This is a genomic window from Hazenella coriacea, assembly GCF_004341825.1.
In the GTDB taxonomy this organism is placed as follows: domain Bacteria; phylum Bacillota; class Bacilli; order Thermoactinomycetales; family Thermoactinomycetaceae; genus Hazenella; species Hazenella coriacea.
In genome coordinates, this window is record NZ_SMAG01000002.1 from 49955 (window position 1) to 70429 (window position 20475).

A 20475-nucleotide genomic window follows, 5' to 3' on the forward strand; every position below is an offset into this window, starting at 1 on the left:
GAGCTCCGATCACTTGTCCATTCTAGTAAAAAGGGGTTCCTCATAAATCAGATTCATTGTAATAACATGTGGAGTATTATCAAACGATAATAGGAAATGGAGGTGAACAGTCATCCATGTGTTCCATACGCAAGATTAGCTGTGAATCACCAGAAAAATATATCTGGGATGAGTTTTTGTATTTGGAAAATGAATCAGTAGCCAAACGTTTCCTCACTCAGAAATATTCAGCACTTGGGGCTTCTCATGCAGAGCGGGTTTCATTTCGGAATGTGTACGATTTTATTTCTTATATCAAACAAGCAAGAAACTCTTTTCTGTCTATTAAAAAGAATAGCTTATGGATTCAACCTCTTCTACTCTATTATGGAATGATGGGCCTCTTAAAGGCACTTTTACTTACAATTGACACAGATTATCCACAAAATACAACTGTACTACGACACGGTCTATCTACAAGAAAACGAAAGAAAGTTCCCTTTCGGTTTAGCCAAGATGAAATTAGAGTACAAAAAGAAGGTTTATTTCCTCATCTCGCTAAGCTTTTGGGAGTTTCGATTGCAACTGGAGAAACATTTATCACGCGGAATCTTTTAGGGATGATTCCTGATTTGCAATCAACTTATCAACGTGTATTCAATCATCCTTCATTGATTCCTATTGAACTATCTCATGATCACCCCATCCCAGAAGCGACCCATATGGAGTGGGAGATTGAGGATTCAGTTCTTGATCAACTCCATCTCACTCCTCAATCATTAGTTGAAAAGCTAAACTCTCACTCTATTTCAAGTCAGTTTCGCTTATCGCTATCCCAAGATCAAAAGAATCGTGTTCAAATGATATGGCTAAATTCGGAAGTTCCACATGTAAATAGTTGGAGCAAAGGGTTTAATCATCCCTGGTTCATGAGTGACAAAAAGGGCAATTATTACCTGTGGTTAAGTAATAATTGCCCCATTCATCCCATTCCGGAATATCTCACACTTTATATGCTTCTATTTTCTTTGAGTATGCTATGCCGTTATGATCCACCCTTATGGGGAGAAATTATCGATAGCGACATGTCTGAAGAACGAATCTTGATTGAGCAATTGTTATCCACAGTCACTCGCAAGTTTCCACAAATGATCCTTGAACTCTTCTATGAGGAGAAATGGATTCTTCGGATCCAATAAGGTTATTTATTATCCTCTTTTTCTTTCAAGGTCTCCTCTTCGTCCTCGGAACTTGGCACACGAGCAACCGTTGAGACTTGCTCGTCTCCCTCTACTTTAATCAGCTTCACACCTTGTGAAGGACGACCAATGGTAGAGATTCCAGCGACAGGGATCCGAATGACCATTCCTGATTGTGTAACGATCATTAATTCCTCTTCATCGGAAACAACTTTATGCCCAATAACAGGTCCGTTTTTGGCAGTCACTCGACAAGTGATGATTCCTTTTCCTCCTCGGGCTTGTACACGATACTCTTTTTCAGGAGTCCGTTTACCAAAACCATTTTGTGTGACAACCAGAACATCTTTTCCTGGAGTGATGATATCCATATCAATGACAAAGTCGTCTTCACCTAAAGTGATTCCTTTAACACCCGTTGCAGCACGCCCCATTTCCCTAACATCTTGCTCATGGAAACGAATCGCTAACCCTGCATTCGTACCGAGGATCATTTCTTGGTTTCCGTCTGTGAGTCGAACACCTACAAGCTCGTCCCCATCGCGCAAATTAATGGCAAACAAACCATTACGTCGGATATTTTCAAAATCAGATAGGGCCGACTTTTTAACAACCCCATACTTGGTAACGAAGAATAGGTATTCAGCAGGAACAAATTCTTTAACTGGAATAACCGCATGGATATACTCATCTTGATCGATTTGTATTAAGTTGATAATCGGTGTCCCTTTTGCAGTTCGGCTCAGTTCAGGTAACTCATAAGCCTTCATCCGATATACGCGACCTTTGTTGGAGAAGAAAAGTAAATGGTTATGTGAATGGGTGACGAAGAGAGTTTGTACAAAGTCGTCATCTCGGGTTCCCATTCCCGTAACCCCTTTTCCACCTCTTTTTTGAGTTCGATAGTTGGATAGAGACATCCGCTTAATATAACCCCGATGTGTAAGCATGATCGCCACTTCATCTTCGGGGATCAGATCTTCTTCGACAATCTCTCCCACATCTCTCATGATCATCGTACGCCGCTCGTCTTTAAAGCGGTCTCTGATCTCAACAAGTTCGTCTCGAACGACTCCACGAATTTTTGCTTCATCTGCTAAGATCGAGCGTAGTTCAGCAATGGTTTTGAGTAGATCTTGATACTCCGACTCAATCTTCTCACGTTCTAATCCTGTGAGTCGTTGTAATCGCATATCTAAGATGGCATTGGTCTGTTTTTCAGTTAAGCCAAAGCGTTCCATCAAACCTTTTCGAGCTTCAGCTGTCGTCTGTGAAGAGCGAATTAATTGGATCACTTCATCGATATGATCAAGAGCAATCCGATAACCTTCTAAGATATGCGCCCGTTCTTCAGCTTTGTTTAAGTCGAACTGGGTTCGACGACGAATGACTTCGATTTGGTGTTCAAGATAGTGATACAATGCTTGTTGAAGATTTAAGACATGTGGTTCACCATGAACTAATGCCAACATATTGACACCAAAGCTGGTTTGTAAAGTAGTGTGTTTGTATAAGTTATTAAGAACAATTTGCGGGTTCACATCCCGGCGTAGTTCAATCACTACTCGCATTCCTGTACGATCTGACTCGTCTCTCAGATCCGTAATTCCTTCGATCCGCTTGTCACGAACCAAGTCAGCAATTTTCTCTACCAATTTTGCTTTATTGACTTGGTAAGGAAGCTCTTCAACAATGATTCTCATTTTTCCGTTGGCGGCTTCCTCGATGTTTGTTTTGGCTCGAATTCGAATACTACCCCGACCTGTGCGGAAAGCCTTACGGATTCCCTCGTGTCCAAGGATAATTCCACCCGTTGGGAAGTCAGGTCCCTTAACGACTTTCATTAAGTCTTCAACGGTCACATCTGGGTTATCAATCATCATTAAAATGCCATCGATGATCTCACGTAAGTTATGAGGTGGAATATTAGTAGCCATCCCAACGGCGATCCCCGCTGCCCCATTAACTAATAAGTTAGGAAAACGTGACGGCATGACCAAAGGTTCTAGCTGTTGACCATCATAGTTAGGACCAAAATCAATGGTATCTTTCTGAATGTCGCGCATCATCTCCAATGTGATGGGTGCCATTCGCGCTTCGGTATACCTCATCGCAGCAGGTGCGTCTCCATCAATCGAACCAAAGTTTCCGTGACCATCAACTAACATATAGCGATAAGAGAAATCTTGTGCCATCCGAACCATGGCATCATACACACCCACGTCACCATGTGGATGATATTGAGCCGTTACGTTTCCTGCTACACGTGAAGACTTTTTATAGGGTTTATCTGGAGTCATTCCTAATTCATGCATCGTATATAAAATTCGGCGATGAACTGGCTTCAGTCCATCTCGAACATCTGGAAGCGCACGACTGACAATGACGCTCATTGCATAGTCGAGAAATGAGGTCTTCATTTCTTCACTAATATTTACTTCTTGCACACGTTGTGAATCTGCCATATCGTTGATCCCCCCGCTCTATCAGAAATCATCTACTGGATTAAATATCCAATTTCGCCTGTTTTGCATATTCTTGAATAAATACACGGCGAGGCTCGACACGGTCTCCCATCAGCATCTCAAAAACTGAATCCGCATCCATCGCATCTTGCAATGAAACTTGTAACAAGGTTCGGCTTTCAGGGTCCATGGTTGTTTCCCAGAGCTGGGTCGCATTCATTTCCCCTAAACCTTTATAACGTTGAATGTCTATTTTTCCCTTGCCTTCAACCTCAGCCACCATCTGATCTTTCATTCGATCATTGTAAGCATAGCGGATCGTTTTTCCTTGGGTGACCTTGTAAAGAGGAGGTTGAGCAATATAGACATATCCATGCTCAATCAATGGACGCATATACCGAAAGAAAAAAGTAAGCAAAAGTGTGCGAATATGTGCTCCGTCCACGTCAGCATCGGTCATGATGATCAGCTTATGATATCGTGCCTTTTCAATGTTAAACTCATCGCCAATCCCTGTGCCCAATGCTGTAATAATCGTCCGAACCTCATCGTTAGACAAGGCTTTATCTAAGCGTGCTTTTTCGACGTTAATAATCTTACCTTTGATCGGGAGAATCGCTTGAAACATCCGGTCCCGTCCTTGTTTAGCGGTCCCACCCGCAGAGTCTCCCTCTACGATATATAATTCGCTATCAGCTGCATTTCGGGAGGTACAGTCAGCTAACTTCCCAGGTAGCGAACTAACTTCTAGAGCACTTTTACGTCGAGTCAACTCACGAGCTTTTCGGGCTGCTTCTCTGGCCCGAGCAGCCATCACAGCTTTTCCAATCACCTTTTTAGCAACAGCTGGATTTTCCTCTAAAAAAGTTTGTAAATGCTCAGCAAAAATCTGTTCTGTAGCTGTTCGTGCTTCACTGTTCCCCAGCTTGGTTTTTGTCTGCCCTTCAAACTGTGGATCAGAGATTTTCACACTGATAATCCCTGTTAAACCTTCACGAACATCATCACCTGTCAGGTTACTCTCATTCTCTTTCAATAAGTTATTGCGCCGAGCATAGTCGTTAATGACACGAGTTAGCGCTGACTTAAATCCAGATTCATGAGTTCCTCCTTCATGAGTGTGAATGTTGTTTGCATAAGAGAAAATATTGGATGAGAAAGAATCGTTGTACTGCATGGCGACTTCAACATAAATGCCTTCTTTTTCACCCTCGATAAAGATCGGTGATTCATGAAGAACTTCTCGATTCCGATTTAAATGCTCTACAAATGATTGAATCCCTCCATCAAATTGGAAGGTATCTGTACGAGTCTCTTCACCACGAAGATCTTCTAAAATTATTTTTACACCCCGATTGAGAAACGCTAATTCTCGCAACCGATTTTGTAGAATACTATAATCATAAATGGTCGTTTCAGTAAAAATCTCAGTATCTGGTTTAAAGGTTACTTTTGTACCCGTTTCATCAGTTTGACCCAAAACTTGAAGATCTGTCTGCGGGACTCCTCTTTCGTACCGTTGTTGATGAACTTTTCCTTCTCTGCAAACCTCCACAACAAGCCACTCAGACAAGGCATTCACTACGGATACCCCAACCCCATGAAGACCACCAGAAAACTTATATCCTTCACCGCCAAATTTTCCGCCTGCATGTAAAACAGTCATTACCACTTCAACGGCTGGACGCCCCATCTTCGGATGAATACCTACAGGAATCCCACTACCGTTATCAATCACTGTTATACTATTGTCTTCATTGATTTTTACCCAAATGGTATCACAACGCCCTGCTAACGCTTCGTCAATACTGTTATCTACAACTTCCCAAACTAAGTGATGCAAACCACGACTTGATGTGGAACCAATATACATTCCCGGACGCCTTCGAACAGCCTCTAATCCTTCAAGTACTTGAATTTGTGATACATCGTAATTAGTATCTTGTACCGTCACACTAAGTCACCTGCTCTTTCCGATATCCACAAGCTGGTTTCCCTGATTATTTCCATAGCTTTTGACTTGACTGAGCCCTTTTTTTTAATGTGGAGGAGGAGATAGGCGAAGCATACACGTAGTTCGCCGTTATAATATAAGATTTAACATCATCAGGAGAGATTTGCTCCACTTTTCCTTCTCTCTTGGCCAATTCAATATAAGGAAATTTGGATTCCTTCGCTTGGTAAACACTCGCATCAAGGATTGCGATCACCTCACGCATGCGAATCATCCGACTTCCACCTAGGTGAATAAACACCTTCCGATCTCACCTCAGTCCAGTTATAGTCCCTTGTTGCACCTGATAAGTTTGTGCTCTACTTAATGTCTCAGGGTCAATGCCTTCTAAGCTAGTCGTTGTTACGAAAGTTTGAACCCGCCCTCGAATCGCTTCTAACAAATGGGTTTTTCTAGTGTCATCTAACTCTGATAACACATCATCTAAAAGTAATATAGGATAATAGCTTATTTCATGATAAATTAATTCAATTTCTGCAAGCTTCAAAGAAAGCGCTGCAGTTCGTTGTTGCCCCTGAGACCCATAGGTATGAAGGTCTAATCCATTTGCAAGGAGTCGTAAGTCATCGCGGTGAGGTCCAATCAAAGTCGTCCCCCTTATAATTTCTTTATCTCGGATTCGTGTTAATTCCTGTTGCAATTGAATGGCCAACTCACTTTTTCCCATGTCTGGCTCAATTTGTAGAGATGGAATATATTCTATCGTAAGTTCTTCACTTTGTTGAGTGATCATACCATGTATTTGTTTTGCCCACTTTCGAAGTGAATGCAAAAAGTGAAATCTCTTTTTCCAAATCTCGATACACAACTGAATCAGTTGTTGATCTAATACATCTAGTAATTCGTAACTAACCCCTTTATTTAAGGTCAATTGTTTTAATAAACTGTTTCGTTGCAGAATTAGTTTATTAAATTGTGATAAATAGTGAACATATGTGGGGCTGACTTGCCCAATCTCCATATCTAAAAAACGGCGGCGCACCTGAGGACTTCCTTTGACAATCGCTAAGTCCTCAGGTGCGAATAATACAACAGGAAGAGAGCCGATATATTGGCTTAAACGAGGCTGTTCAATCCCATTTCGGCTCACTTTCTTCCCTTTTTGAGACAATTTTACTTCAAGACGAATCATCTGTTGATCTTTTTTTACTTGAGCTTTTAAATGGGCTCCCTGGTGACCAAACTGTATTAATTCTTTATGGGAGCGGGTACGGTGAGATTTGCCCATGCCTAGTACATAAAGGGACTCTAAAATATTTGTTTTTCCTTGGGCATTAGGTCCAACAAACAGATGGAGTTCTTGAGGGCATTCTAAACTCAATCGATCGATATTACGGTACTGCTTGAGTTCTAATGTTTGAACGCGCAAGGAAGGGCCCTCCCTTAATCTTGGACCACTTGAATGGACCCAAATCCTGATATATCCACAAGATCCTGTGGATATATTTTTCGACCCCGTCTTACTTCTACTTCGCTATTCACTTTTACCTCTACCTCTTGTAAAAAAAACTTCGCATGACCACCGCTACCAATGAGGTCCACTCGTTTTAGTAACTGACCCAAGGTAATATAAGGCCCCTCTATTTTTAACTGTCGCAATCGCTTCCCTCCTTGATCTGGCTATCGAGTTCGAATGGGCACGATCAGATGGAGAGAATCTTCACGATCAGTAGGTTTAATCAAAAACGGGGTCATCTGACCGGTAAACTGGACACGAATCTCTTCGCTTTCGATCGAACGTAAGGCCTCCATCATATATCGAGCATTAAATGAAATATGAAGTGTAGGTCCTGAAACTTGTGCAGCTACTTCTTCGGCTACACTCCCAATATCTTGTGCTGCAGAAGTTACTTCCAGATTACCATCTCTCATTGTCCATTTTATCACATTATCCCGACCATCACGGCTAATAAGAGAAGCACGGTCCACAGATTGAAGTAACACTCGAGTAGATACAGTTAACTCAGTCTCCCCACCTGGTGGAATCACACGATTCGTATCTGGATAAGATCCATCGAGGAGTCTTGAATAAAACTCTAACTCATTGTTTTTTACTAAGATTTGATTTTCAGCCACAATAATATCTACCATACCACTAAAATCTGCCAAAGTCTTGGCTAACTCAGATAAGCTTTTACCGGGTATGACAACATTTTTCAGAGTAAGTTCCTCAGATCCTTCCACACGAGCTTGTTGACGCGATAAACGATGGCTGTCTGTGGCTACACAAGTTAAAACCCCATTTTCTAATTGCAATAACACCCCAGTAAAAATCCCTCTGGATTCTGTAGTAGCTACCGCAAAACCTGTTTGTCGAATCAGTGATTTAAGTGTATCTGCCTCGATGCTAAACATCTGCTCTGTAGACAATTGTGGTAAACGTGGAAAATCATCAGGATTAAAACCATTTAGTTGGAATTCAGCTTGTCCAGATCGAATCACTGCCTGAAAGCGTTCATTGATGATACATTCTACATCTTTTCCTGGTAGCTTACGTACAATATCGCCAAATATCTTTCCTGGTAAAACGACTTGACCTGCCTGTTCGACAAATACTTGATCTACTTCTTCTTTTTGTGTAGGTACAAAAACTTGAATCGTAATATCTGAATTACTTCCAGTTAGTGTGAGTCCCTCTTCATCAGCTAAAAGTTTAATTCCAGTCAATACAGGAATCGTCGTCTTTTGCGAAACGGCTTTGGAGACTTGTGAAACAGCTTCAACTAAAACTGATTTAGTCACACGAAGTTTCATGTGGATCCTCCTAGGTATGAATAATTTATATAAATAATGGCTTGTTACCTCTATGACAATATTACATCATCATTCACTTTTCGCTTTTAAGCTGACTGTTACAGCTGTTGTGTACAAAATGTGATTCATGATGAATAGGAATGGTTATGAATCATCTGTAAGATGGGGAACCGAGCAAAACGAAGATTCAAAAATACTCATTCTAGTTGAGTCATAAAGTTGAGGGCGTTGTGCATATATATATATATTATTTTTTAAAAAATAGTAGTACTAGTAGTAAGGGCTGTGGATATTGTGGATAACTAAGTTCGTATAAGTAAAACCGCCTATACACACTGTGGATAGATTGTGTATAGGCGTGTTCATTTTATCCACAATTATTCACAGAGAGGAATGTTAAGATCCGCGATTAATTCGCTTTTTTAACTCCTGAATAGCCATTTGAAGTTGTGGATCTTGTTCCAAGATGCGTCGAATTTTTTCGTGAGCGTGCATCACTGTTGTATGATCACGTCCACCAAAATCCTCACCGATCTTAGGGAGAGAGTGATCAGTGAGTTCTCGACATAAGTACATGGCGATTTGTCTTGGAAAGGCAACCGCTTTTGTCCTCTTTTTGCTCTTCAAATCCTCTACACGTAAGCGATAATACGTACTCACGACTTGTTGAATATCCGGAATATTAATAACCCGTGGTCGAGAACTGGGCATAATGTCTTTTAAAGCTTCTGCGGCTAAATCAGTAGTAATCTGCTGATTCATCAATGCCGAATAAGCAACGACACGGATTAAAGCCCCTTCAAGTTCACGGATATTTGTATCAATACGATCGGCAATAAAAGCTAACACTTCACTAGGAACATCCAACTGATCTGCGATTGCTTTTTTGCGGAGAATGGCAATTCTCGTTTCCAAGTCGGGGGGTTGTACATCTGTGATCAGTCCCCATTCAAATCGGGACCGTAAGCGATCTTCTAAAGTAGGAATCTCTTTGGGAGGACGATCACTCGAAATAATGATTTGCTTATTTTCTTCATGGAGAGCGTTAAAGGTATGGAAAAATTCCTCTTGAGTTTGTTCTTTTCCAGCTAAAAATTGAATATCATCAATCAATAAGATATCTACAGAACGATATTTGTTTCGAAAGTGAATGGTCTTATTATCACGGATCGAGTTAATAAATTCATTTGTAAATTTTTCTGATGATAGATAGACAACCCGACAAGCTGGATTATGACTTTGCACGTAATGACCAATTGCATGCATGAGGTGAGTTTTTCCTAATCCTACTCCTCCATAGATAAACAAAGGATTGTAAGCTTTGGCTGGGGCTTCAGCAACAGCGAGCGAGGCTGCATGAGCGAAGCGGTTCCCAGAACCAATTACAAACGTATCAAAAGTGTAACGTGGATTGAGCTGGGCTTTTGGGGGTTGTTCAATTTCTTCGATTTCTTCTTTAGGAAGTGCGGAATCAGCTTCTTCTTCAGTAGCATCTGTATTTTGACTAATAAATTTAACTCCGATTGAAGAACCTGTGACCTCCTTCAAAGAGTCACGTACTAAGTCTGCATATCTAGATTCCAACCAGTCTCTTGCAAAATCATTGGGGGCTGAAATACTAAGTATATCATTTTCCAATTCGATTGCTTCTGTTGTTTTTAACCAAGTTTCAAAGCTGGGTTTGCTGATTTTATCCTGAATGGCTTCAAGAGTCTTTGACCATAATTCTTGGATATGTAACATAGTGAAACCTCCTTCCAATAAAAAAAGTTTTAACAGACTTATCCACAGCCAAAAGACAAGCAGTTCAATAACTGAAACCAATTATTAACATTATCCACAACATACTTATTATTTTAATCCACAGCTTGTGAATAGATACCCACAAAGTTATCCACAGGCTGTGGATAACGTAGATAGGAATCCTAAATTATCCACTGGGAAAACAACATAAGAATATCAAAAGATACCAGTATATACAATGAAAAATAATAAGTTATCCACAAATCCACTTGGATGGGGAATCAGTTATACACAGGGAGTGGATACTGTGGATAATTGGGGGATAACGAGGGGATAGATAGTGGATAAGTAAAAGTTATCCACATGTGGATAAAGACAGGCTGTGCATAATTCAATTTCTTGACATGAACCTTATAGGATCGCTATAATAAGAGAGATTGTCATCGGGTGTTTGCCCCAAATTTATGTGAAGGGAGGAATTCCTGGTTCAGTGAGGGATTGGATGATTTTTTCACTGTCCTCAAGATCTAGTCCTTATGTAGATCTAGTGATTGAGTTGATCAACCAGGGAAACATATATGAAACGTACCTTTCAACCAAGTAACCGTAGACGTAAAAATGTTCATGGTTTCCGTGCTCGTATGAGTACAAAAAATGGTCGTAGAATATTAAGCGCACGTAGAAGAAAAGGAAGAAAAGTGTTATCTGCATAATTGAAGGCCACTCTATTTAGTGTGGCCTTTTTTTCCTATCAAAGGACAGTAGCTTATAGATCTTTCTTTTTTTTGTAATAAATTCTTATGTTTAAGTAAGTCCTTTTTTTTCTATAATGGAAAGAGCATCTATAGAATTTAACCGGGAGGAGGTCTATCTTTGCAACAGGAATATCGTCTGAAAAGGCGAAATGATTTTAGAAGAGTGTTCCGGGCAGGAAATTCGAGTGCCAATCGACAATTTGTAGTCTATGTCTCTTCACGATCAGATGATGGTCCCCCCCGAATAGGAATCTCTGTAAGCAAAAAAGTAGGAAAAGCTGTGGTGCGAAATCGTATTAAGCGCACAGTTAAAGAGATAACTAGGCATTGGGTTCCTCAACTGAAACCAAAGACTGATATCGTCATTATTGCCCGTAACCCTGTTGCTCAGATGGATTATCATCAGATGGAGTCCAGTTTGCGCCATGTTTTCTCGAGGGCCAAACTGTTTCAACATTAAGAGAAAGGCTCCAAGGTGAATCGTTTGGGAGGTTGATGGTGGTGAAGGCTCTTGCTTTAGGACTTATTCATATATATCGAAAGTTTATCTCACCATTAAAACCGCCAACCTGCCGATTTGTTCCTACTTGTTCTGAGTATGGTTTAGTAGCGATTCAGCGCCATGGTTTTTGGATTGGAAGTTGGTTGACTTTAAAAAGGATTTTGAAGTGCCATCCTTTTCACCCAGGTGGGTTTGATTATGTACCAGAGAAGAAAGATATTCATTCGTCACATAGATAAGTTTTTGGATTGTTAATCACGAGGAGGAGTTTCTTTTGCAAAAACGGCATCGTTATATCATTCTTACTTTAATAGTCGTTTTTGCCGCTGTAGCGCTTACGGGTTGTGCACCCGATCCGTCAAGTTTCGATAAACTGGACCCAAAAAATGCGGGTTGGTGGGATAAATTTTTAGTCATTCCGCTTTCCGGTCTTTTGGACTGGTTTAAAGATTTACTCGGCAATTACGGTCTGTCAATTCTAGTAGTTACTTTCCTTGTACGTCTTGCTGTTTTACCGTTAACTTGGAAGCAGCAAAAAAGTACAAAAGCTATGCAAGAGTTACAACCAAAGCTAGTCAAGATCAGAGAAAAATATAAAAATAATCAGCAAAAACTCCAGGAAGAAACAATGAAACTCTTCCAAGAAAATAATGTCAATCCGATGGCGGGATGTTTACCGTTACTTGTACAGTTCCCCGTCCTAATCGCCTTTTACCAAGCGATTATGCGTAATGAACATATCTCGGAGTCTAGCTTTTTATATATGGAGTTAGGTTCTCCTGACCCTTATTGGATTTTACCAATCTTAGCGGCATTTACTACATACATCCAATTCATTGCAACGGGTGCGGGAGATAACCCGCAGATGAAGATTATGGTGTGGATTATGCCGATTATGATTTTCTTCTTAGCGTTCCAGTTCCCCGCAGCGCTTTCTCTTTACTGGGTATATGGAAATATCTTTACCATTCTCCAGTATGTATTGCTCTTTAAACCGAAAAAAGCTCAGGAAGGTGCCACACGGTGATTAAAGTGGTTGTAGAGGCCAAAACTGTGGATGAAGCCGTAAAGCTGGCTTGTCAGCAACTTCATACGGATCAAAGCAAAGTGAACATCCATATTTTGGAGTACCCTAAAAAAGGCTTTCTTGGTCTTTTTGCTCGTAAAGCCAAGGTGGAAGTTGAACGAATCATAGATCCTGTGGATGAAGCACTTCACTTTTTAACCCAAGTGACGAAAAAGATGGGTTTTGATGTTCTCATCGATGTGGAGCGTCTAGCAAATTCTGCATCGGTTACGTTTCATATACGAGGATCAGACCTGGGACTTCTCATTGGAAAACGGGGACAAACTTTGGAGTCTCTACAACTTCTTACCAATATAGTAGCTAATCGCTCAGCAAAAAAATCGATTCGCTTTCTATTGGATGCAGATGGGTATCGGAAGCGCCGTGAGGAAGTTTTAATTGCACTAGCGAAAAAGCTGGCCAAACAGGTTTTGCACAATAAGAAGAATGTGGTGTTAGATCCCATGCCACCAAATGAGCGTAAAATCATTCACCATGTGATTCAAAAAGATAAAAATCTGACGACATATAGTGAAGGCATAGAACCTCATCGTTATGTTGTGATCAGTTGGAAAGCATAATAAAAAATCTCCCTCACTAGGGGGATTTTTTATTATCGGCGTTTTGTAATAAATGGAATAGATATGATAAAATGAAGTATTAGATGCTTTTTTGAGGTGAAATGATGGATACAGATACAATTGCTGCGATTTCAACTGCGATGGGAGAGGCTGGGATCTCTATCATCCGCGTAAGTGGACCCAAATCAATCTCAATCGTAGATCAAATATATCAAGGTAAACATACATTGCAAGAGGCTCTTACCCATACAGTTCATTATGGGTATATTGTTCACCCCGAAACCAAAGAGCGTATTGATGAAGTTTTAGTCACGATTATGAAAGCACCTAGAACTTTTACTCGAGAAGATGTAGTCGAGATCAGTTGTCATGGGGGACTGATTCCTGTACAAGAAGTTCTTGAGGCTGTTTTATCTGTGGGAGCTAGATTGGCAGAGCCGGGTGAATTTACAAAAAGGGCTTTTTTGAATGGGCGGATCGATTTATCTCAAGCGGAAGCGGTAATGGATTTGATTCGCTCTAAGACTGATCGGGCAGCCAAGATTGCTCTCCAACAACATGAGGGTAGACTTTCCCGTCTGGTTAGTCAATTGCGGAATGAAATTCTTGAAACTTTAGCTCACTTAGCAGTAAATGTCGATTACCCTGAGTATGATGCGGAAGAGTTAACGGGTCAATTCATTAAAAAGCGTAGTCTAGAGATTCTACGGAAGGTAGAAGAATTATTACAGACAGCACGACAAGGTAAAATTTACCGTGAAGGAATTGCAACTGCTATCGTAGGACGTCCGAATGTGGGGAAGTCTTCTTTAATGAATACATTAACCCAAGAAAATAAAGCAATTGTGACAGATATCCCAGGTACAACTCGTGATGTGATAGAGGAATATGTCAATGTACGTGGGATTCCGTTACGGTTACTTGACACTGCAGGCATTCGTGAGACTGAAGATGTAGTCGAGCGGATCGGGGTGGAACGTTCCCGACAGGCCTTACAACAAGCAGATCTGATCTTGTTGCTATTAAATTATGCGGAACCTCTGCAACAGGAAGATCTGCGATTACTCCAGCTAATTGAACCGATGACTGCCATTGTAATCGCTAATAAAATGGATTTGCCTCAACAACTTGATTTGGATGAAGTTCATAGACTGATTGGGGATAAACCATTGATCACGACTTCATTGAAAGAAGAAACAGGAATTATTCAACTTGAAGAGGCGGTAGCTAGCTTATTTAAAATGGGTCAGGTTCAAGCGATGGATGGCACTTATGTAAGTAATGCTCGCCACATTCATTTATTAGAGAAAGCAAGAAAAAGTATCACAGAAGTAGTAGATGGAATCGATGCAGGTATGCCTTTAGACATGGTGGAGATCGATATGAAGAATGCTTGGCAATATTTAGGGGAAGTCATCGGAGATGCCGTTGCTGAAGATTTGATTGATCAGATTTTCTCCCAATTTTGTTTAGGAAAATAAAGGGGTGAAAGAGAATGCTATATAAGGGTGGAGAATTTGATGTCATTGTAGTAGGAGCAGGTCATGCGGGATGTGAAGCTGCTTTAGCTACAGCCAGAATGGGATGTTCGACCCTGCTATTGACGATAAATTTGGATACCATTGCTTATATGCCTTGTAATCCTTCGATCGGAGGTCCTGCAAAAGGACACGTCGTGAGAGAGATTGATGCACTGGGTGGAGAAATGGGCAAAAATATAGATAAAACTCATATCCAGATGCGGATGTTGAATACAGGAAAAGGACCTGCCGTTTATGCTCTTCGGGCTCAAGCAGATAAAGTGATGTATCAGCGGGAAATGAAAAAAACATTGGAATTAGAACCAAACTTGGTATTATATCAAGGGTTGGTTGAACGGTTGATTGTAGAAGATGGAGTCTGTAAAGGTGTCGTAACACAAACCAATACCGAGTATCTCGCTAAAGCAGTTGTGCTTACGACAGGTACTTATCTCCGTGGAAAAGTAATTATTGGAGACTTGGCTTATGAAAGTGGTCCTAACAACCAACAACCAGCAGTGAATTTAGCACATCACTTGATGGAACTTGGATTTGATATGGTTCGCTTCAAAACAGGAACTCCCCCAAGAATTAATAAAAAATCGATTGATACTAGCCAAATGGAAATTCAGCCTGGAGATGAAGAGCCACGTGCATTTTCATATGAAACAACAGAATATATCACAGATCAACTCCCTTGTTGGTTGACCTATACCAACGAGAAGACGCATGAGTTTATCCAAAATAATTTACACCGTGCACCTATGTATTCAGGGGCGATTGAGGGAAGAGGTCCTCGATATTGTCCTTCGATTGAAGATAAGGTAGTTCGATTTGCAGATAAGAGCCGTCACCAAATCTTTATCGAACCGGAAGGTAGAGAGACATTAGAAATGTATGTCCAAGGATTATCTACAAGCTTACCCGAGGATATACAATTACAGATCGTTCGAACCGTTAAAGGGCTTGAAAATGCTGAAATGATGCGAACTGGATATGCCATTGAGTATGATGCGATTGTGCCAACACAATTATGGCCTACTTTGGAAACAAAACATCTGCCCAATCTCTTTACCGCTGGACAAATCAATGGAACATCTGGATATGAAGAAGCGGGAGCACAAGGGATTATAGCAGGAATCAATGCTGCACGAAAAATCCAAGGAAAAGATCCAATTATATTAGATCGCTCTCAAGCTTATATCGGGGTTTTAATCGATGATTTAGTGACCAAAGGAACGAATGAGCCGTATCGTCTGTTAACTTCACGTGCTGAATATCGATTGTTGTTACGTCATGATAACGCAGATTTGCGGCTCACAGATCTGGGATATGAAGTAGGATTGATTCCAGAAGATCGATACCGCCGTTTTACTACTAAAAAAGAAGCGATCAACAAAGAAATTGATAGGCTTCGGGAAATCAAAGTACGACCCACCCCTGATGTACAAGCTATTTTAAAAGGAATGGGAACAACTGAAATTAATAATGCTGTTGAATTAGCCAACTTAATTAAGCGCCCTGAACTGGGATACTCCGAAATTGCACGCATGTCTCCACCTCCAGAGCCGATTGCTCCAGATGTTGCCGAACAAGTAGAAATCCAGCTTAAATATGAGGGGTATATCAGTAAGTCGCTACAACAAGTGGAGAAAATGCGTAGAATGGAGGAAAAGAGGATTCCTGAGTGGGTCGACTATAGTAAGATCTCTGGAATCTCTTCAGAAGCACGCGAAAAATTAGAGTATGTTCGACCTCTTTCTCTCGGACAAGCTTCACGGATCTCTGGAGTCAATCCAGCAGATATATCGATTTTGATGGTTTATATTGAACAAGGTGGTAAGACTGCTTTAAAATCATAGTCCACTCAAGAAAATGTCTAAAGTGACTAGAAAGTACGTTGTTAATTAGAGGATAGCTGTTTTTCCAACGAGTGGCTTAGGAATAACTTTATCCACAACTGTTTTTTTGCAAGCTATGGGAGTGGGTTTGAGAAATATCTGCTTTGAGGAGATTTGGATCAAGCCGCTACTGAATTTACTCATCATCATGCGTAAAAGGTCTGGTCAACTGATCAGACCTTTTTTAGGAGGAATTATGGATGAATGTAGGAGAGTGGTTACAGAAGCAAGTGGACTCATGGGGAGTCCGTCTTTCTGATCAGCAATTAAAGCAATTCCATCAGTACTATGAATTGTTAATAGAATGGAACCGTGTTATGAATCTAACGGGGATCACGGAGGAGAAAGAGGTATATGTAAAGCATTTTTATGACTCTCTAACTTTAGCAAGGGTCCTTCCTGTAAATTCACTTCAATCCATGATTGATGTAGGAACAGGGGCTGGATTCCCTGGGATTCCATTAAAAATAGCTTTTCCTCACTTACAGGTCGTTCTTCTCGATTCATTGAAAAAGCGAGTGGGATTCTTAGAGGAAGTTTGCCAGGAACTTGGACTGACAGAAGTGAAGTGTATACATGGGCGAGCCGAAGAGTTTGCTCATAAAAAGGAATTTCGGCAGTCTTTTGACTTAGCAACCGCCCGAGCAGTGGCAAAGCTTAATGTCCTTTCTGAATACTGTTTACCGTTTGTAAAAGTGAATGGATGGTTTATCGCTATGAAAGGGATGGAAATTTCTGAGGAAGTCACGGAAGCCAAGCCTGCTTTACATAAACTCGGAAAAGTTTCTATGGAGAAAGTTAAGTTCTCATTACCCGAAGAAATGGGAGAGCGCCATTTACTTGTGATGAAAAAAAGAGATAATAGTCCCAAACAATATCCCAGAAAAGCTGGAATGCCCACGAAACAGCCCATTCAATAATGACAAAAAAGAGGAGAATGATAGATCGAAGATCTAATCAAGCTCCTCTTTTTTTAACCAAGGTTGTTAATGAGGCTGTGTAGCCCTCTTAAAGCAATTTTTCTTTTTTCAATTTGATCTATTTCTTGGCGCTTACGGTTGTTTTGAGAGAAGGGGGTTAAAAATTCTTCCCATGATCGATACCCACCGTAAGCATCTTCGAACTCAATGTTGTCTCTTTTTAGTGAATCATTCGTTTCTGGAGACTCTTCATACACGTCAGAAGTAAAGGCTGTGGTGTCTTGTTGGAGTCTTTGAAAAGGAAGCTCTTGTTGCATCGGTTGAGATGGTTGAGACGGTTGAGATAATTGAGCTTCTTGCTGAAATGGTTGAGCTTCCTGTTGAAATGGTTGGAATGGCATTTCTTGTGGGCTCGATTGAAATGGCTGAACACTTGTTGGTCCATTTCTGAAGAGAAAATCATCATACGGCTGATTTGGATTTACATTCCCGCCTTCGAATCCGGGACCTTCCCAGAGGGCAGGTGGATATGAAGGGGGCTGGATTGCCGAATGCATCTCTTCATTTGGAATGGGTTGATTCTGTTTCAAAAGGTTCTTTTTATGTGAGCGAGATCGTTTTCTGGTCGAGAAAGGGTGAACCCCTGACTCTGAGTAATACGGTGATGAAGGAGATTCTGGGATCTCTGGTTCTATCGTTGATTCAATGCTTGATGGTTCTACATTGGAAAAAGGAATATGTGTTGGCGGTTGCTCCATCGACCAAGAGGGAGGTTCATTGAGTCCCCAATTGGACTGTTCAGGTGTACCTAGTAGTGAAGAACGATGACCTCCAACCAACCGTTTTCTTAATCTAATTTCTCTTTCACGATAGATCGGCTGTTCATATACTGGTGCTTCTTCATGTGATGATTCCTCATGATCAATGATGTAAGTATTTTGTGCTTCCTGCCAGTGTTCATGAGGGATCTGGTTAGATTCATTCTTTTGAAATTCATCTAACTGATAAAAAGAAGTTGGCTCTGAGCTGGACGGCTCTTCGGAAAAAGGATGTATGGTGTTTCGCCGCATCATTTTGTCTCGAAGTGTATTTTCTCGCTCTTGTAAAAAAACATGTGGCGCATTAGTATGTTTTTCTACTTCTTCGGCAATTAATTCATGATGACTTTCATGTACAGATGATTCGATATCCAAATTCGTGTGATGAGAATGGATTTGTTGTTCATCTGGATAGAATGTAGTTGTTTGTTCTAATTCAAGTAGTTCCTCTACATGAAGCGTACTCGTCGTTGTTTTGTTGTTCGCTGTATGTAGAGTTTGTTGATTGAGAGTGATATGTGATTGCTCATCTCCAATAAAAATGGGCTCAGAAATTTCTGAGGAGGGGTGACCATCATGGACTGGTTGACGCGGAGTTTGACAAACCATCGTGGTCACCATCTCAGGCTTCAATTCAATAAATAATGCTGATTTCCCATCCTTTTTTAGAGCTTCCACTGCATCCCGTCCAGACTCACCGGTTCCGATAACGATCACATCATATTGAGTTTCCCTCTGCGACATGATTTCCCCCTCCTTATTTCCGATTACGGTACTACGTTATCGTATTCGATTCTTATCCTATTATCTCTTTTTTCACATGGAATAGCTAGTTACAATTTACAATCATCTACAAATACCGACATTTCCTTCTTCATGGCTGCTTCATTGACGTTTGATTTATAAGGAAATAGCAACATCCCCCCAGTATAGGTCTGGGGGGATTTTCATCATTTATTTTTTGCTTGGTTTTCCGGATTTTTTACCAGCGTTGATCGCTTGTTCATTTAATAGATCTGGTACAGAAAACTCTTGTTGAATCGATGTAGCAGCATCTAACATATCTTTAACTGGGCTTGTTTTTGATTTAGACTGAGCAAACTTGCAAAGACCAAATCCATTGGCAAACTGTGCTTCAATCCCATAATCTTCAGCAAATATTAGTTTGTCGCCAAAGCGTTCTCTATAGAAAGGCTTGAAGGGGATGGAGGCACCACCGGTTAAGATGATATAAGTAATATCGTCTCCATAATCAAGACGCTGCCATACTTCTTCGACGAGTGCTTCGCCCACTTCTTTAATGGACTCTTGGACTAAGTGACTAACATCATGTACTTTACCTTTAAAGCTGATTTCACCTGAACGTACAATTCGAGGTAAGTTCCAAACGGGGTACTCTTTTCCGTTGTTATCAGGATCAACGCTTCGAGTAAATTCTAGCAAACGTTTGGAAAGCTTTTGGTATACATTTAACATTGCATGGCGAGAGGTGAAGCTTTGACGTTTGATAATCGTTTCACCATGAAGGGTTTCAATATCAGATGTACCAAAGCCAAGGTCATTAATACTTACTTTTTGGATAAAGAGGTCTTCATTAAGGAGCTTTCCTTCTCGATCAAGTGCAATATGGAACAAAGTAGCCATGGGTTGGCTGATCACATATAGATTTTCTTTTTTAATTTCGAATTCAACTCTACGCCATGGTAGATTTCCTTGTTTAACATCGAAACTATGTTTCCCGATCAGTCTACGCTTTAACTCATCTTTATAATCAATATAACTATCTGTAGGTAGAGCAACGGATACGACGGGCTCATTGGTTCCTTGTAACATCAGACCTGTACTTACCCGAAACATAATCATATATTCTTGTTCACGGAACCATGTAGGACTAAACAGACGGCGTTTATGAGAATCAAAAAGTTCGTCATCTCCAGACTGTTCAATCGCTAATTTACCACAGAACCATTCCCGATCTCCTTCATGCTCACGGTACATGATGTTGTGTGGGTCATTGTTATAAGTGATTTCCCCTACACGGTTTGGAACAACCATATTACGAATAAACATTTTATAAAACTTTCCGTTAGCGCGACTGACTACTTTTGTACCATAGTAGCCTTGGTCATTTCCTATGTATACGGATGTACTCATCAATTTTCCCCCTATTACAAGAGTGCCCTCTTCTTTCCCCCGATTCTATCAATCAAAGAGGAAAAGGGTCAAGCAGAGAATGTAAATATTAATTCAATTCTACA

Annotated in this window: 18 protein-coding genes; 9 read left to right on the plus strand and 9 right to left on the minus strand. The window is 40.6% G+C overall.

The genetic code is table 11. From position 1 onward, the window contains the following. Positions 1 to 68: 68 nt before the first annotated feature. Positions 69 to 1178, plus strand: coding sequence for a YaaC family protein (locus EDD58_RS03550; RefSeq protein ID WP_131923477.1), 1110 nt, complete (start codon positions 69 to 71; stop codon positions 1176 to 1178). Between the two features lie 2 nt (positions 1179 to 1180). Here EDD58_RS03550 and gyrA read toward each other — a convergent pair whose 3' ends face one another. The 7 genes from gyrA to dnaA all read right to left on the minus strand — a co-directional run bounded on the left by gyrA (position 1181) and on the right by dnaA (position 10154). After that, positions 1181 to 3643, minus strand: a complete 2463-nt coding sequence (gene gyrA, locus EDD58_RS03555; RefSeq protein WP_131923478.1) for a DNA gyrase subunit A — start codon at positions 3641 to 3643, stop codon at positions 1181 to 1183. Positions 3644 to 3683: 40 nt separating this feature from the next. Next, positions 3684 to 5597 carry a DNA topoisomerase (ATP-hydrolyzing) subunit B gene (gene gyrB / locus EDD58_RS03560; RefSeq protein WP_131923479.1) on the minus strand — a complete coding sequence of 638 codons (1914 nt, stop codon included), beginning with the start codon at positions 5595 to 5597 and terminating at the stop codon, positions 3684 to 3686. A 46-nt stretch (positions 5598 to 5643) separates the two neighbouring features. Continuing rightward, positions 5644 to 5898, minus strand: coding sequence for an extracellular matrix regulator RemB (gene remB / locus EDD58_RS03565; protein WP_279389089.1), 255 nt, complete (start codon positions 5896 to 5898; stop codon positions 5644 to 5646). A 9-nt stretch (positions 5899 to 5907) separates the two neighbouring features. Next, entirely contained in the window at positions 5908 to 7026 is a 1119-nt protein-coding gene (recF, locus tag EDD58_RS03570; protein ID WP_131923481.1) for a DNA replication/repair protein RecF, read from the minus strand. A 14-nt stretch (positions 7027 to 7040) separates the two neighbouring features. Then, a complete protein-coding gene (yaaA, locus tag EDD58_RS03575) occupies positions 7041 to 7256 on the minus strand; it encodes a S4 domain-containing protein YaaA (RefSeq protein ID WP_131923482.1) in 216 nt (71 codons plus the stop codon). 21 nt (positions 7257 to 7277) lie between these two features. Continuing rightward, on the minus strand, positions 7278 to 8411 hold the full coding sequence (gene dnaN, locus EDD58_RS03580) for a DNA polymerase III subunit beta (RefSeq protein WP_131923483.1): 1134 nt from the start codon (positions 8409 to 8411) through the stop codon (positions 7278 to 7280). Positions 8412 to 8807: 396 nt separating this feature from the next. Further along, positions 8808 to 10154, minus strand: a complete 1347-nt coding sequence (dnaA, locus tag EDD58_RS03585; protein ID WP_131923484.1) for a chromosomal replication initiator protein DnaA — start codon at positions 10152 to 10154, stop codon at positions 8808 to 8810. Positions 10155 to 10732: 578 nt separating this feature from the next. Between dnaA and rpmH the strand changes: the two genes are divergently transcribed. The 8 genes from rpmH (at position 10733) to rsmG (ending at position 17399) form a co-directional block, all read left to right on the plus strand. After that, on the plus strand, positions 10733 to 10867 hold the full coding sequence (gene rpmH / locus EDD58_RS03590; RefSeq protein WP_131923485.1) for a 50S ribosomal protein L34: 135 nt from the start codon (positions 10733 to 10735) through the stop codon (positions 10865 to 10867). A 160-nt stretch (positions 10868 to 11027) separates the two neighbouring features. After that, on the plus strand, positions 11028 to 11369 hold the full coding sequence (gene rnpA / locus EDD58_RS03595; protein ID WP_131923486.1) for a ribonuclease P protein component: 342 nt from the start codon (positions 11028 to 11030) through the stop codon (positions 11367 to 11369). 41 nt (positions 11370 to 11410) lie between these two features. Next, positions 11411 to 11650: a membrane protein insertion efficiency factor YidD gene (gene yidD / locus EDD58_RS03600; protein ID WP_131923487.1), complete on the plus strand. Its 240-nt coding sequence runs from the start codon at positions 11411 to 11413 to the stop codon at positions 11648 to 11650. Between the two features lie 35 nt (positions 11651 to 11685). Beyond that, positions 11686 to 12438, plus strand: a complete 753-nt coding sequence (gene yidC / locus EDD58_RS03605; protein ID WP_131923488.1) for a membrane protein insertase YidC — start codon at positions 11686 to 11688, stop codon at positions 12436 to 12438. Continuing rightward, positions 12435 to 13058, plus strand: a complete 624-nt coding sequence (gene jag, locus EDD58_RS03610; RefSeq protein ID WP_131923489.1) for an RNA-binding cell elongation regulator Jag/EloR — start codon at positions 12435 to 12437, stop codon at positions 13056 to 13058. Before yidC ends, jag begins: the two co-directional genes overlap by 4 nt. A 104-nt stretch (positions 13059 to 13162) precedes the next feature. Beyond that, the gene (gene mnmE, locus EDD58_RS03615) at positions 13163 to 14539 is read left to right on the plus strand and encodes a tRNA uridine-5-carboxymethylaminomethyl(34) synthesis GTPase MnmE (RefSeq protein ID WP_131923490.1); all 1377 of its coding nucleotides are present in this window, start codon (positions 13163 to 13165) and stop codon (positions 14537 to 14539) included. Between the two features lie 14 nt (positions 14540 to 14553). After that, the gene (gene mnmG, locus EDD58_RS03620) at positions 14554 to 16440 is read left to right on the plus strand and encodes a tRNA uridine-5-carboxymethylaminomethyl(34) synthesis enzyme MnmG (RefSeq protein WP_131923491.1); all 1887 of its coding nucleotides are present in this window, start codon (positions 14554 to 14556) and stop codon (positions 16438 to 16440) included. A 239-nt stretch (positions 16441 to 16679) separates the two neighbouring features. Then, positions 16680 to 17399, plus strand: coding sequence for a 16S rRNA (guanine(527)-N(7))-methyltransferase RsmG (gene rsmG / locus EDD58_RS03625; protein ID WP_131923492.1), 720 nt, complete (start codon positions 16680 to 16682; stop codon positions 17397 to 17399). A 53-nt stretch (positions 17400 to 17452) separates the two neighbouring features. Here the strand turns inward: rsmG and EDD58_RS03630 are convergent, their stop codons facing one another. Beyond that, positions 17453 to 18961, minus strand: a complete 1509-nt coding sequence (locus tag EDD58_RS03630; RefSeq protein WP_131923493.1) for a hypothetical protein — start codon at positions 18959 to 18961, stop codon at positions 17453 to 17455. Positions 18962 to 19171: 210 nt separating this feature from the next. Continuing rightward, complete coding sequence (locus tag EDD58_RS03635) at positions 19172 to 20371, minus strand: ParM/StbA family protein (RefSeq protein WP_131923494.1); 1200 nt, start codon at positions 20369 to 20371, stop codon at positions 19172 to 19174. Positions 20372 to 20475 lie beyond the last annotated feature (104 nt).